This is a genomic window from Agromyces sp. Root1464 (assembly GCF_001427265.1).
In the GTDB taxonomy this organism is placed as follows: domain Bacteria; phylum Actinomycetota; class Actinomycetes; order Actinomycetales; family Microbacteriaceae; genus Agromyces; species Agromyces fucosus.
This window is the reverse complement of sequence record NZ_LMFU01000001.1, coordinates 785,607-799,432: the sequence shown is the minus strand read 5'-3', so window position 1 is coordinate 799,432 and position 13,826 is coordinate 785,607. Positions and strand designations below refer to the sequence as shown.

Here is a 13,826-nt window from a genome sequence, read left to right as displayed (position 1 = left end):
GGGGCCGAACGGCCGACCGGCGGGAAGTCGGGGTCGGGATCAGCTGCGGTAGACGACGTTCAGGGGAGCGTCGCCGCGCAGCATCCGCTCGATCTGCTCTCGCAGGAGCCGCGCCATGCGCGGCATCATCGCCGTCGAGGCGCCACCCACGTGCGGGCTGACGAGCACGTTCGGCAGCGCGAAGAGCGGATGCCCCGCCGGCAGCGGCTCTGGGTCGGTGACGTCGAGCGCGAACCGCAGCCGGCCTGACCCGGCCTCCGCGATGATCGCGTCGGTGTCGGCGACCTTTCCGCGCGCGATGTTCACGACCAGGGCGCCGTCGGGCAGTGCGGCGAGGAAGTCGGCGTCGACGAGTCCCGTCGTGGAGTCGGAGAGAGGCACGCCCACGATCACGATGTCGGACTCGGGCAGCAGGGTCGGCAGCTCGTCGATGCCGCGGATGAAGCCCTGCTCGTCGGATCGGGCGCGGCTCGCGACGCGCGTCAGGTGCACCTCGAAGGGTGCCAGGCGCGCCTCGATGGCCCGGCCGACGCCGCCGTAGCCGATGAGCAGCACGCGCCGGTCGGCGAGGCTCTCGTAGCGGGCGGCGGCCCACCGGCCCTCACCGGCCGCGCGGACGAAGTCGGGGATCCCGCGCTGCGAAGCGAGGATGAGCGCGAGCGTCAGCTCGGCGGTCGAGGTCTCGTGCACGCTCGCGGCGTTGGCATAGACGTGGCCCGGCGGCAGTGCGCCCGGCACGTCGTCGTAGCCGATCGACTGCGACTGCACGAGCTGCGTCGCCACGCCCTCGAGCGCGCCGAGACGCGCGGAGGCGCCCATGTACGGCGGCACGACGAGGTCGATGCGATCGGCGGGCGCCTCGCCGGTGAGGTCCCAGACGCGAACCTCGGCTCCCGCGGGCGGCGTGCCGAGGGCGGTCAGCAGGGCCTGGCCCGGCACGGTCACGAGGAGGTCGCGATCAGTCATTCCGCCATCCTCTCAAACCCGGTCGACGGGGGTGAACCCGCGCACGTCACACGCGCGGACCCTTCCTCGGCACTGGGTAGTGTGGAAAAGGCCGCGCGCGACCTGCACCACGTGGCATCCGTTCGAGAGAAGGGCGCGCGTTGCCGAACCGCAGCACCATCGAAGACATCTACGCCGACACGTTGCGGCGCAACCCCGGCGAGGTCGAGTTCCACCAGGCCGTGCGCGAGGTGTTCGACTCGCTCGGGCGCGTGCTCGACAAGAACCCGCAGTACGTGCAGGCGTCGATCCTCGAGCGCATCTGCGAGCCCGAGCGGCAGATCATCTTCCGGGTGCCGTGGGTCGACGACGCCGGCCAGGTGCGCATCAACCGCGGATTCCGCGTGCAGTTCAACTCGGCGCTCGGCCCGTACAAGGGCGGCCTGCGCTTCCACCCGACCGTGCTGCTCGGCACCGTGAAGTTCCTCGGCTTCGAGCAGGTCTTCAAGAACGCGCTCACAGGCATGCCCATCGGCGGCGGCAAGGGCGGCAGCGACTTCGATCCCAAGGGCCGCTCCGACGGCGAGATCATGCGCTTCTGCCAGTCGTTCATGACGGAGGCCTACCGGCACATCGGCGAGTACACGGATGTCCCTGCGGGCGACATCGGCGTCGGTGCGCGTGAGATCGGCTACCTGTTCGGCCAGTACAAGCGCATCACCAACCGCTACGAGTCGGGCGTGCTCACCGGCAAGGGCGTGACGTGGGGCGGCTCGCTCGTGCGCACCGAGGCCACGGGCTACGGCGCCGTCTACTTCACCGAGCACATGCTCGCGACCCGCGGCCGCTCCCTCGACGGCGCCCGCGTGCTGGTCTCCGGCTCGGGCAACGTCGCCGTCTACGCGATCGAGAAGGTGCAGGCGCTCGGCGGCATCGTCGTCGGCGCGTCCGACTCGTCCGGCGCGATCCACGACCCCGACGGCGTCGACCTCGAGCTGCTCCGCGACATCAAGGAACGGCGCCGCGAGCGCATCTCCGTCTACGCCGATGAGCGCGGGGGCCGGGTGAGGTTCTTGCCCGGGGCATCCGTGTGGGACATCGAGAGCGCCGAGCGCATCGACGTCGCCCTGCCGTGCGCGACGCAGAACGAGCTCTCCGAGGCGCAGGCCGTGAAGCTCGTGGCCGCAGGCGTCGTCGCCGTCGCCGAGGGCGCGAACATGCCGACGACTCCCGGCGCGCTCCGCGTGCTGCGCGAGGCCGGCGTGCTCTTCGGCCCGGGCAAGGCCGCGAACGCCGGCGGCGTCGCGACCTCCGCCCTCGAGATGCAGCAGAACGCCTCGCGCGACTCGTGGGGCTTCGAGCACACCGAGGAGCGGCTCTCCGAGATCATGGCGGGTATCCACGAGCGCACGGCGGCGACCGCCGACGAGTACGGCGTGCCGGGCGACTACGTGGTCGGCGCCAACATCGCCGGGTTCACGCGGGTCGCTGACGCGATGCTCGCCCTCGGCGTCATCTGACGCCTCAGCCGCAGGAGTTCGCCGAATACGCCACTGATCGGCTCTGCGTGATCGTCGACCCGTCGGCGACCCGGCTCGCCTCGATCGTCACGGCGCCCTCGTGCACGGTCGACGCCCGCACCGCGAACGTGTGCGCGGCGCTCCGTCCCGGCAGTACCTCGGCGAAGGTGCGCTCGCCGTACGGGGTGACGACCTTCACCGAGACGGGCACCGGCTCGGCGTTCGTCACCTTCACGGCGAGATACGCCTTCGAGCCGATGCATCGGGCCTCGGCGACGGCCGCGACCTCGACCGCAGGCCCGTCGTCGATCTGCACGACGTTCAGGCCGCGCATCGTGTAGAGCAGCCCGTCCTCGTCGGACTCGATGTGCGGGCCGCTGTACCAGCCGCCGTCGATGCCCGCCACGACGGTCGTGATCGTGAGCGTCTGCGGGTCGATGCGGAAGACCGTGGTGTCGGAGGCCGCGTAGACCAGGCCGCGGCTGACGGTCATCGAGCCGAAGTCGGTGGAGACGGCGGCCGCATCGAGGGTCTGCACGACGGTGCGGCTCGGGATGTCGATGACGAACACGCCGGCGCCGTGCCTGGCGAGGCCGAAGAGGCGGTCGCCGACCGTCGCGAGCGCGGCGATGCCGGCGCCGACGCCCGTGTCGACGCGCCACAGCTCGGTGCCGGTGACGGGGTTCCACGCGACGACCGTGCTGCGCGGCCCGGTCTGGTAGAGGTTGTCGCCGCCGAGGTAGGCGACGCCGGCCGAGGTCGTGACCGCGCGCACCATCTGCTGGGCGTCGATCGGGTTCACCCATGACGCTGCCGTGCGCGTCGCCGGGTTGTAGGCCGTCAGGGAGCCGCCGCCCTGGGTGTCGTTCTGGGTCGCGATGAGCACGAGCCGGTTCACGGGATCCCAGCACACGTCGAGCGGGCGGTTCTGGTTGGCGGGGAATGAGGCGATCTGGTGGGGGTCCACGTCGCTCGCCGGGTCGTACGACCAGAGTCCCTTCGAGTTGTACTGGCCCGAGTAGAGCACGCCGTCGACGACGACGCCGTCCTTCTGCTCGCCGGGGGTGCGCAGGTTCGTGACCGCCTCGGTGTCGAGGTCGTGGCGGGCGATCGCACCGGTGCCGCCGACGTAGACGCGGCCGGCGCCGACGGCGAGGCCCATCGCCGTCTGGGGACCCGCGGGCGCACCGGCGCCGACGAGGTCGGTCGTGGTGGTCGTGCGCGTCGCCGGGTCGATCGCGGCGATGAAGCTGTAGCCGGATGCAGCGACGAGGCGATCCCCACGGATGCCGAGTCCCCACAGCGTGCCGATGTCGGTGTCCTGCACCGCCGTCATCGTCTTCTTCGTGATCGAGTAGGCGTAGACGGTGGGGTCCTTCGCGAAGTACACGGTGTCGCCCTGCTGCGCGAAGAGCACCCCGGTGCGCGCGATGGTCTGGTACGTCGACGGGTTCGCCAGGTTCAGCAGCACCGACTTGCCGGGGCCCTTGAGGCCCACCCCGAGCGTGCCGTCGAGCACCGAGAGGGAGGTGACCGAGACGGCGGCGGCGAACTCGGCGGGCAGCACGTCGACGGGCGTGCGGGTTGCGCGGTCGAAGGCGAACAGTTTCGCGAGGCTCGCCCCGCCGCCGCCCGCGAGCACGCTGCCGGTGCCGAAGTACACGGTGGTGTCGGTGGCGGCGACGGCCTGGGCGATCGTCGCGCCCGGGCTCGGGATGCCCCAGCTCGTGATGGTGTTCGTCGTCGGGTCGAGTTCCCAGAGGCTCGGCGCGCTCGCCGTCGTGGGTTCGCCGCCGCCGGCCGCGTAGACCTTCCCGTCGGGCGCGACCGCCAACGCCCGCACGTCGCGGTCGCCGGTGGCGCCGATCGCGACGGCAGGGGTATCGGGGCGGGTGAGGTCCCACTGGTAGACGTTCGCGCCCTCCATGGAGTCACGAAGCATGCCGATGAAGAGCCGGTTGCGAGCGGGGTCGGCGGCGAGCGCCTGGATGCTGTAGCCAGATGGCAGGTCCGTTCGGCTCGTCACCGTGCGCGTCGGCAGGTGGAATCCGACGACCCGGGCCGGGCTGAGGTTCCGCGAGCCGATGTACATCGTGTCGCCGACGAGGAGCCCGCTCATCAGCGGGAACTGCACGACGCCGGGGCCGAGGTCGCGAATGCGCGCACCCGCCGCCAGGGCCTGCCCGACGACGCCGCCGGCCGCGGGCGCCGCCCAGCCGGGGGCTGCTGCACCGAACGCGAGCGCGAGCCCGCCGATGCCGCCGAGCACGAGCATCTGGCGCCTGCTGAAATCGCACGACATGGCGTTACTCCTCATCGAGTGTGTCCGTCGGCATCGATCCGTGCGGCCGGGGGAGTCGCGTCGTGCCTGAATGGGCATGTTTCACCCAGGAGACGCGCACCTCAAGGGAAACCGCGCAAAGCGATCAGAACCGCACAACTGCAGCCGCCCGACGCGGCCTCTGCTGAGCGCGCAGCATCGAGATGACCCGTGTTGTCGGTTCCGCGTTGCGCCGACCGACAACACGGGTCATCTCGATCGATGGCGCGCGTGACTGCTGGCGGGCGTTGCGCTCCGGAGGGTGGAGGGAGCGGCGCTACGCGCGGGGCTTCGGCAGCCGGATCGGCGAGGTGAGTGCCACTTCCTCGGAGAAGTCGGCGGGCACGAGGTGGTCATTCGGCACGGTCGGCACGAGCTCGCGCTCGCGGTCCGCCCCTCGGTCGCGCCCTGCCCGGCGTGAACGCTCGGGCACTCGATCCCGCCCGAACTCCCGCTCGATCTCGCGCTCGAGCTGATCGACCTGCAGCGTCGGCACGGCCTGCGTGGTCACGGCCGCGATCGCAGCGGTCGGGGCATCCGAGAACCGCACGGCGGGTCGCCAGGCGTATCGCGGATGCCGCGTGAGCCGCATTCCCCGTGACACCACGAGCCAGCCGAGGCCGATGAGCGCGGCGACCATCGCGGCGACGGCAGCGAGTCCGAGCGCCCAGCGCGGGCCCATGCCGTCGGCGACCGCGCCCACGATCGGGGCGCCGATGGGCGTGCCGCCGGCGAGGATCGCCATGTAGAGGGCCATCACGCGGCCGCGAAGCTCGGGCTCCGTCGTGGTCTGCACGTACCCGTTCGCCGTCGTGAGGATCGTCACCGCGCCGAGTCCGATGAGGATCGTCGAGGCCGCGAAGGTCCAGTAGGTGGGCATGAGCGCGGCGGTGAGCGTCGCGAAGCCGAGGAACGCGCACGCGAGGATGACGACGCGGATGCGCGCCCGCTCACGTCGCGCGGCGAGGAGCGCACCGGTCAGCGAGCCGATCGCGAGGATCGACGAGAGGAGTCCGTACTCGCCGGCGCCGCGGCCGAACTCGACGGCCATCGTCGAGGAGAAGATCGGGAAGTTCATGCCGAACGCGCCGATGAGGAAGACCATCACGAACACGACGACGAGGTCGGGCCTGCCGGCCACGTAGCGGAACCCTGCGACGAACTGGCCCTTGGCGCGGGGCGCTCGAGGGGAGCGCTTCAGCTGCCGGCCCTTCAGCATCGCGAGCGCGCCCAGCACCGCGAGGAAGGTGAACGCGTTGATGATGAAGACCCAGCCCGACCCCACGAGCACGATGAGGAAGCCCGCGACGGCTGGGCCGATCATGCGGGCGGTGTTGAACGACGCCGAGTTCAGGGCGACGGCGTTCGACATGTCGGAGTTGGAGACGAGGTCGGAGACGAAGGTCTGCCGTGCCGGGTTGTCGATGGCGTTCACGAGGCCGAGGGCGAGCGCGAAGAGGTAGAGGTGCCAGAGTTCGGCGGTGCCGAAGACGAGCAGGAGCCCGAGCCCGAGCCCGAGCAGCATGAGCAGGCTCTGCGTGACCATGAGGATCTTGCGGCGGTCGAAGCGGTCGGCGATGAGGCCGGTGATCGGCACGAGCAGCAGCTGCGGCGCGAACTGCAGGGCCATGGTGATGCCGACGGCGAAGGCGTCGTTGTCGGTGAGCTCGGTCAGCACCACCCAGTTCTGGGCGGTGGCCTGCATCCAGGCGCCGACGTTCGAGACGAGGGCGCCGATGAACCAGATTCGGTAGTTGCGGTGGGCGAGGGATCGGAACATTGCACTCACTGGTCGGTGAGCCTCCTGAGGATGGTCGTGGCCGCGGCGAGCGTCTCGCGTTCGGCTGGGGTGAGGGCCGCGAAGCGCTTCGCGAGCCAGGCGTCGCGACGGCGGCGGGTCTCGAGCACGATCGCCTCGCCGGTCGCGGTCGCCGCGACGATGACCTTGCGGCCGTCGTCGGGCGATGCCGCACGGGTGGCGTAGCCCGCGTCGACGAGGCAGTTCACCGTGCGGTTCATCGACGGCGCAGTGACCCGCTCGAGCTCGGCGAGCCGGCCGATGGTGAGCGGCCCCTCGGTCGAGATCCAGCCGAGGGTCGAGAACTGCGAGCCGCTGAGCTCGGTCTCGGTGCGCTCCTGGCGGAGCCGGCGGGAGAGTCGCATGATCGCGATGCGCAGTTCGGTGCTCTGCTCGGCGAGCGTGCGGCGCCTGGCGGCCGGTGCTCGCGTCGCCGCCGCAGGGGTCGATCGTTCGGCCGAGGCAGGGCGCGCGACATCCGTCATATTGCTTAGTGTAACAAATTAGCTTTGCTAAGGAAAATGCACCGCCCGGCACCGCGGGCGACCGGGCAGGACAGCGGATGCCCCGGGAACGGCGGATGCCCCGGACCGCGTGCGGTCCGGGGCATCCGGTTCCTGTGTGCGCCGCCGCAGGACCCATGGGTCGACCACGTCGGAGCTGCACCGCGCATCCTCACGGATGCGGGCGTCTCTGGGGCGTTACTCGAACAGTGACAGCGTCAGCGTCGAGCTGTAGTTGCCGGCCGCGACCGAGCTCTCGGTGCGGAGGAACAGGCCCGCGTTCGCGGTCCATGCGCCCTCGCTGGCGATCTCGCCGGAGTTCCACGCCGAGGCGAAGAGCTCCTGGTCGACGAGGCCGACGTTGTTCGCCGGGTCGGCGTCGTCGTCGACCACGGTGTCGACCTCGTCGCCGATGGCGACCAGGCCCGACTCGCCGCCGTCGATGAGCTCCGGGCTCCAGCCGAGGTGGCCCGCCCCGATGTCGGGCTGCCCGGCGTCGCCGGCGAAGGCCGTGCTCGAGCCGAGCACGTACCAGGCGGCACCCTCGGGGATGTCCTCGGCCGCGCGCGTGTCGGTCACGGTGACGGTCGGGAGCGTTCCCGTGAACTGGCGCACCAGGTCGGTCGAGCCGTCCTCCGCCAGCGTGACGGAGGTGCCGGCGACGGTCATCGCTAGCACGCCGGGCTCGTTCAACTCGGTGACCTCGACGTTCACGTCGACCGTGCTGTCGTCGCCGACGGGGTCGGCCGCGTTCGCCGCGGCAGCGCCCGCCGCCGTCAACATGAGCGCGCCGAACGTCACGGCGGTGACCCGCAACGCGGTGGAGGTGCTGATCTTCTTCATTTCGATTCCTTTACTCGGATGGGGATTGGACGGGGCTTCGGCGATCACCCGCAGTTGCGGGCGTCGTAGTCCACGACACGCGGTGTCACGGTTCCGTCGGAGGTGCGGGTCGCCTCGACGGTGACCTGACCCGCTTCGACGCTCACCGCTCGCGAGTTGAACGTCGCGACCGCGTTCTTGCCGGCGGCGACCGTGGCGAACGACTTCTCGCCGTAGGCGCTCGTGGTCTTCACCGAGATCGCCTCGTCCTCGCGGTTCGTCGCCTTCACGGTCACGTACGCCTTCGAGGCGATGCACCGGGTCTCGGCGACGACCTCGACGTCGACCTCGGGAACGGCCGACTCGCATTCGAACCGGGCGTCGCCCCAGATGCCGTGCGCCCCGTTGATGCTGCCGGGCGCCTGGACGATGAGGTCGACGTACTGCGCACCGGTCAGGTCGATGTCCACCGACTCGGGCGCGAAGCCCGGCGTGAACGTGCGCGACTGGTAGCGGTTGACGCCGTCGGTGTCGACCTTGAAGATCACGTTGCCGCCGAAGCCCGACTCGAGCCCCACCTCTGCGGTGAAGGCCGAGCACTTGCCGCCGACGAAGTAGGTGATCTTCGACTGGGCGTGGACGCCGAGCCCCTTCTCGTACACGGGCGACGTGCCGGTGGCGGGGTCCGTGTAGTTGATCTTCAGGGGCAGGTCGGGCGACGACGCCGAGTCCTTGTTCGCGACGTCCTTGCCGATGACGCCCCACCCGTTCGTGGCGCTCAGCCAGTCGAGGTCGGATGCCCACGCGGAGCCCTCCGGCACCGCCGGCAGCGGCTGGTCGACGATCTGCCAGTCGAAGATCTTCATCCGGCTCTCGTTCGGCAGCACGACCGAGGCGACCTCCTTGCCCGGGTTCAGGCGGATGAGGTTCGAGTAGACCTGGTACTTGCCCGTCGGGTACTCGTACACGGCGGGGTTCGTGGCGCTGTTGCGGCCGAGCGACGTGATGGCGACGGTCGAGCCCTGCAGGCCCGAGGCCTGCAGCAGCCAGTTCGGGAAGTAGATGTTCTGCTTCGCGGTGGTGCCGTCGGTGTAGGTGATCGTCAGCTCGGGGTTGACGCCGGCTCCTGTCGCCGCCGAGGCGAGCACCGCGAGGTGCGTGCCCTGACCCGAGAGGGCGATGGTCTGCCCCGCCGGCGTCACCGAGTTCGGCGTGCCGACCGGGGTGGGCCACGTGTACTCGATCGCCGTGTCTCCGGTGCCAACGGTGACGGTGCCGCCGGGGGTGACCCCCGCGGTCTCGAGGGCGGCCTTCGAGAAGGATGCCCCGCCGCCGTCGAAGTTGCCGGCGGTCGCCGTGTCGAGGTCGGTGATCGACACCGCGTTGAACGCGCCCTGCAGCGAACCGTAGGCGACGTAGAGCTGGTTCGCCCCCGTCACCTCGACCTGCTGGTTCGACGCCGACGTGTAGGCGGCCTTCACGGTGAGGGTCTGCAGGTCGGCGCCCGATTCCGGGGTCACCTCGAGCACGAACTCGGCGGTGATCGAAGCGCCGGGCTCGACGCGGTCGGCCGTTCCGCCCGTCGTGGACACGAGGTTCCAGCCCTCGGGCAGCACGGGGGAGAGCACCACGTCGTCCTTCGCCGCGGTGCCCGTGTTGGTGAACGTCGCGGTGGCCGTCGTCTGCGCCCCCTGGAACACGCGGTCGTCGAGGGTGACGTCGACGGATGCCGCCGAGGCGTCCTGATCGCGGCCGCCCACGGCGCTCGTGCCGGAGAGCACGACCTGCGCCGAGGCATCCGATGCCAGTTCGCCGGTCGAGACCACCACGACGCCGCCGGTGCGGTCGCCGTCGTAGGCCCAGCCGGTGCGTCCCTCGAGTGCGGCGACGTCGTCGACCTGCTCGAGTGCCGTGCCGTCGAGTTCGACCGCGGCGGGCTCCGAGCCCGTGTGCACCTCGAGGCGGTAGTCGCGGCCGGCGGCCTTGCCGTCGTACTCGCCCTCGCGCTCGCCGAGGGTGACGGTCACGTCGCCCTCCGCAGCGGCAGCGGGTGCGCTGACCTCGAAGTCCTGGTGGCTCGCCTCGCCCTCGGCGTGCGAACGCGTGACCTTGTCGTCCTCGTAGAGCGTGAACGAGGAGTCGCCCTGCGGGTACGTCGTCAGGGTGATCGCCGAGTCCTCGGGCACGAGCGAGGCGTTGCGGGCCGTGATGCCCTGCGGCACCACCGCGCCGGCGCGAACGAAGATCGGCAGCGTGTCGAGCGGGGCCGAGTAACCGTTGACGACCTTGCCGCCCTCGTGGACCGTGCCGGTCCAGTAGTCGACCCAGCGGTCGCCGGCGGGCAGGTAGATGCCGTTGCGCACATCGGAGTCGGTGAACACCGGCGCCACGAGGTAGTCCTCGCCGAGCAGGAACTCGTTGTTCGCCTCGACGCTGTAGGCGCCGGGGTCGCTCGGGTACTCGAGCGCGATCGAGCGCATCATGGAGACGCCCGTGCGGTGCGACTCCTCGGCGAGCGTGTAGATGTAGGGCATCAGGCGCTGACGGAGCTGCAGGTAGTCGCGGTTGATCGCGGTCGCCTCGTCGCCGTACAGCCACGGCCGCTTGTCGGTCTGCGCCCAGCCGCTCATGGAGTAGAGCGCGGGGGCGAAGGCCTTCCACTGCAGGTCGCGGACGTAGCTCTTCGTCGAACCGCCGAAGATGCCGTCGACGTCGCCCGTGCTGAAGGCGAGGCCCGAGTTGCCGGCGCCGGTGAGCGCCGAGACCTGCCAGCGCACCGCGTCGAGGTTGCCCGAGTGGTCGCCGGTCCACTGCATGCCGCAGCGCTGCGATCCGGCCCAGCCCTCGACCATGAGAGAGGTGCCGCGTGCGTCGGAGTACTGCTCGATGCCGCCGTGCGCGGCCTCGCAGCCCGTGAGTGCCTGACGGTAGCCCTGGCCGACCCACGCGACGTCGAGCTTGCGCAGGCGAACGCCGGCCTCGCCGACCTCGAACTCCTGGTTGGTGAGGGAGCGCTGGGTCCAGAGGCCGGTCTTCAGGCCGGTCTCCTGCTCAATGGCGTCGACGGTCTGGGGCAGGTCCACGTACTCGCAGCCGTACCCGTCGTTGACGAGCATCCAGCCGGCGGGCATGTCGTTCTCGACGAAGTCCTTCGCGAAGTCGAGCGCCTGGGGGGTCTGCAGCTTGGCGGGGTCCTTGAACGCCGTGTACGTCGAGCTGCCGCGGTTGTAGCAGTCGGCGTCGCCGTACTCGAGTCCGTAGACCGGCGGCATCATCGGGCGACCCGTGAGCTGGGTGTAGGAGTCGAGCGACTGCTTGTAGTCGCCGACGAAGTAGTACGCGTCGAACCGCCTCTCCTCGTGCGTCGTCGTGTGCGCGGCGAAGTCGTAGCTGCCGCGGGCGAAGGTGTTGCGGAGCACGCCGTAGCCGTTGGACGACATGTAGTACGGCACCGCGTTGGGGTAGCCGTCGTCGTCCCAGTCGAAGTTCTTCGCGATGTTGACGGTGGCGCCGGTGTGCACCGAGCGGCCGTTCTGCATGCCGCCGCCGATGAACTGCTCGCCCTCGATCGGGGCGAGGTGCTGCGTGGCGCTCGAGGCGCCGAAGGTGATCGGGGCGGATTCCGACCAGATGACCGAGCCGTCGGCACGGGTCGCGGTCGAGGCGCCGGTCGCGCGGTCGATGACGAGCGAGACGGCCTCGGTCGCGATGGTGATCGTGTCGCCCTCGGTGACGGTGATCTGCGGGGCGTCGAAGCTGTCGGCGCCGACGACGATGTTCGCCGTGCGCGCGGGGTCGTTCTGCGGGGTGTTGGCCGGGTCGGTGAAGCTGCCGCTCGGATCGGCTTCGAGCCGGAAGGTGCGGTCGTCGAGGAACGAGACGCGCATCGCGCCGCCCGCCGCGGTGAGGGTGACGCTCGCGCCGTCCTGCTCCACGGCGCTGATCGCGCCGAGGGGAGTGCCCGCGGCGTCGACGGCGACCTCGGGGGTCACCGGCTTCGGGGTGATCGGCGTGGTCGCGGCCGCCGCGCCGGCGGCTGCAGCCGGTGGCTCAGGTGCGGCGAAGGCGGGCGAGACGCCCGTCGTCGCCAGCACGGCGATGGCTGCTGCCGCGACGACCGACGAGGCGCGATGGCCCCGTCGTGCGCGGCTCGTGCGGTCGGGGCTCATCGTTGCTCGCTTTCACCGTTGATTGCAATTGACGTTAAGAAGGGCCAAACGCTCATATGAGATCACTTCTTGGTCACTCGGGTCAAGGGGTACGGGACACGAATCCGTGATTCGCTCGATAGCTCGGTGGCAGGTCCGGCGGATTCCTCCCCGCCCGGGGGCCCGCGGACCCGGTCGCCTGCCATGATGTCGGCATGGCGACCTTCACCGATGAGCACGGGGTCCGGATCCACTACGAGTCGTGGCGAGTGCCCGACGCGACCGCCGTGATCCAGCTCGCTCACGGCGTCGGCGAGCACATCGGCCGGTACGCCGAGCTCATCGAGGCGCTGAACGGCGCGGGCTACTCGGTCTGGGCCGACGACCATCGCGGGCACGGGCAGACCGGCTTCGAGCAGCACGGCGGCGACCTGACGCGCATGGGCCGGCTCGGCCCCGGCGGGCTCCGGGCGACGATCGACGCGGTCGAGCAGTTCACCGGAGTCATCCGCGACGCCGAAGGGCCCGAGTCGCCGCTCGTGCTGCTCGGGCACTCGTGGGGCTCGCTCATGTCGCAGATCATTGTGAACCGCAGCGCCGAGAAGTACGACGGCGTCGTGCTCACCGGCACGGCTCATCGCACGCTCGTCGACATGAACGGCGGCGACCTGAACGCCCGGCACAAGCGGCACGGACCCACGCCGGTCGAGTGGCTGAGCCGCGACCCCGAAGTCGCGACGGCGTTCATGGCCGACCCGTACACGACCCACGTTCCGCTGCGGAAGCTCTTCGGCACGATCGACGCGGCGCGCCTGCTCGGTCGCCCGGCACGTCACCTGCCCGCCGAACTGCCGCTGCTCATCATGGTCGGCTCCGACGACACGCTCGGCGGCGAAGCGAGTGCGGTGAAGCTCGCGAACGCCTACGTGCACCGCTCGGGCCTCGTCGACGTTCAGCTCATCGTCTACGCGGGCGCGCGGCACGAGGTGTTCAACGAGACGAACCGTGCCGAGGTGCGCGCCGACCTCATCGGCTGGCTCGACGAGCGCTTCGCGGCCGACTGAGCGGGCGTCCGACCGCTCGCGGGCTCGACGGCGGCAGCGGATGCCGCGGCCGCACGCGCCTCAGATCGCCGCGCGCCCCGGGGGCACGTCGAAGCCGAGCAGCCGGATGCGCGGATGGCTCGTGAGCTGCGACTCGGTCGCCCACGGATAGACGATCGTCGTGATGTTGCAGTTGCCGAGCACCGGCAGCAAGTCGCGGTAGCCGTCTGGGTCCATACCCGCGAGCTCGCAGAACATCAGCCTGATGAGCGTCGCGTGCCCGACGACGAGCACGCGTCCCTCGGGGAACTCCTCGACGAGTTCATCGAACACCGGCAGGGCGCGGGCGATGCCGTCGCGGCCGCGTTCGCCGCCCGGCAGCGGGTTCGTCGCAGGCGCGCGGCAGAATGCCGCCCACTCCTGGGGGAAGCGCTCGGCGAGCTCGGTCGGGGTGAGCCCCTCGCCGTCGCCGAAGTCGATCTCGACGAGGCGGTCGTCGATGCGGAGGGCGAGGCCGGTCGTCTCGACGGATGGCGCGGCCGAACGCCGCGCGCGGGAGAGTGGCGAGGCCACGATCGCATCCAGGCTCGCATCGACCGCCCAGGCGCCGAGTGCCGCGGCCTGGCCGAGGCCGTGGCGCGTCAGCGGGACATCCGAATTGCCCGCGTACCGGTGGTCGGCGTGCCAGGTCGTCTCGCCGTGGCGTGCCAGGTAGAACGTCGTCATC

The 13,826-nt window shown here is 70.7% G+C and carries 9 protein-coding genes; 2 read left to right on the top strand and 7 right to left on the bottom strand.

Going from position 1 to position 13,826, the window contains the following annotated elements:
- Positions 1-39: 39 nt before the first annotated feature.
- A complete protein-coding gene (locus ASD23_RS03645; RefSeq protein WP_056006339.1) occupies positions 40-966 on the bottom strand; it encodes a 2-hydroxyacid dehydrogenase in 927 nt (308 codons plus the stop codon).
- Positions 967-1,106: 140 nt separating this feature from the next.
- Between ASD23_RS03645 and gdhA the strand changes: the two genes are divergently transcribed.
- A complete protein-coding gene (gene gdhA, locus ASD23_RS03640) occupies positions 1,107-2,465 on the top strand; it encodes an NADP-specific glutamate dehydrogenase (protein WP_056006337.1) in 1,359 nt (452 codons plus the stop codon).
- Positions 2,466-2,469: 4 nt separating this feature from the next.
- Here gdhA and ASD23_RS03635 read toward each other — a convergent pair whose 3' ends face one another.
- The 5 genes from ASD23_RS03635 to ASD23_RS03615 all read right to left on the bottom strand — a co-directional run bounded on the left by ASD23_RS03635 (position 2,470) and on the right by ASD23_RS03615 (position 12,077).
- Positions 2,470-4,767: a PQQ-binding-like beta-propeller repeat protein gene (locus ASD23_RS03635; RefSeq protein WP_157376998.1), complete on the bottom strand. Its 2,298-nt coding sequence runs from the start codon at positions 4,765-4,767 to the stop codon at positions 2,470-2,472.
- 295 nt (positions 4,768-5,062) lie between these two features.
- Positions 5,063-6,565 (bottom strand): MFS transporter, encoded by a 1,503-nt coding sequence (locus tag ASD23_RS03630; RefSeq protein ID WP_082571155.1) that lies wholly within the window; start codon positions 6,563-6,565, stop codon positions 5,063-5,065.
- A gap of 5 nt (positions 6,566-6,570) precedes the next feature.
- Entirely contained in the window at positions 6,571-7,068 is a 498-nt protein-coding gene (locus ASD23_RS03625; protein ID WP_082571154.1) for a MarR family winged helix-turn-helix transcriptional regulator, read from the bottom strand.
- Positions 7,069-7,284: 216 nt separating this feature from the next.
- Positions 7,285-7,929 carry a hypothetical protein gene (locus ASD23_RS03620; RefSeq protein WP_056006332.1) on the bottom strand — a complete coding sequence of 215 codons (645 nt, stop codon included), beginning with the start codon at positions 7,927-7,929 and terminating at the stop codon, positions 7,285-7,287.
- 44 nt (positions 7,930-7,973) lie between these two features.
- Positions 7,974-12,077 (bottom strand): NPCBM/NEW2 domain-containing protein, encoded by a 4,104-nt coding sequence (locus ASD23_RS03615; RefSeq protein WP_082571153.1) that lies wholly within the window; start codon positions 12,075-12,077, stop codon positions 7,974-7,976.
- Positions 12,078-12,271: 194 nt separating this feature from the next.
- Here ASD23_RS03615 and ASD23_RS03610 point away from each other — a divergent pair, with 194 nt between their 5' ends.
- Positions 12,272-13,120 carry an alpha/beta fold hydrolase gene (locus tag ASD23_RS03610; protein ID WP_056006329.1) on the top strand — a complete coding sequence of 283 codons (849 nt, stop codon included), beginning with the start codon at positions 12,272-12,274 and terminating at the stop codon, positions 13,118-13,120.
- A 60-nt stretch (positions 13,121-13,180) separates the two neighbouring features.
- On the opposite strand, the gene ASD23_RS03605 is transcribed toward ASD23_RS03610, so the two are convergent.
- Entirely contained in the window at positions 13,181-13,825 is a 645-nt protein-coding gene (locus ASD23_RS03605; protein ID WP_082571152.1) for a histidine phosphatase family protein, read from the bottom strand.
- Position 13,826 lies beyond the last annotated feature (1 nt).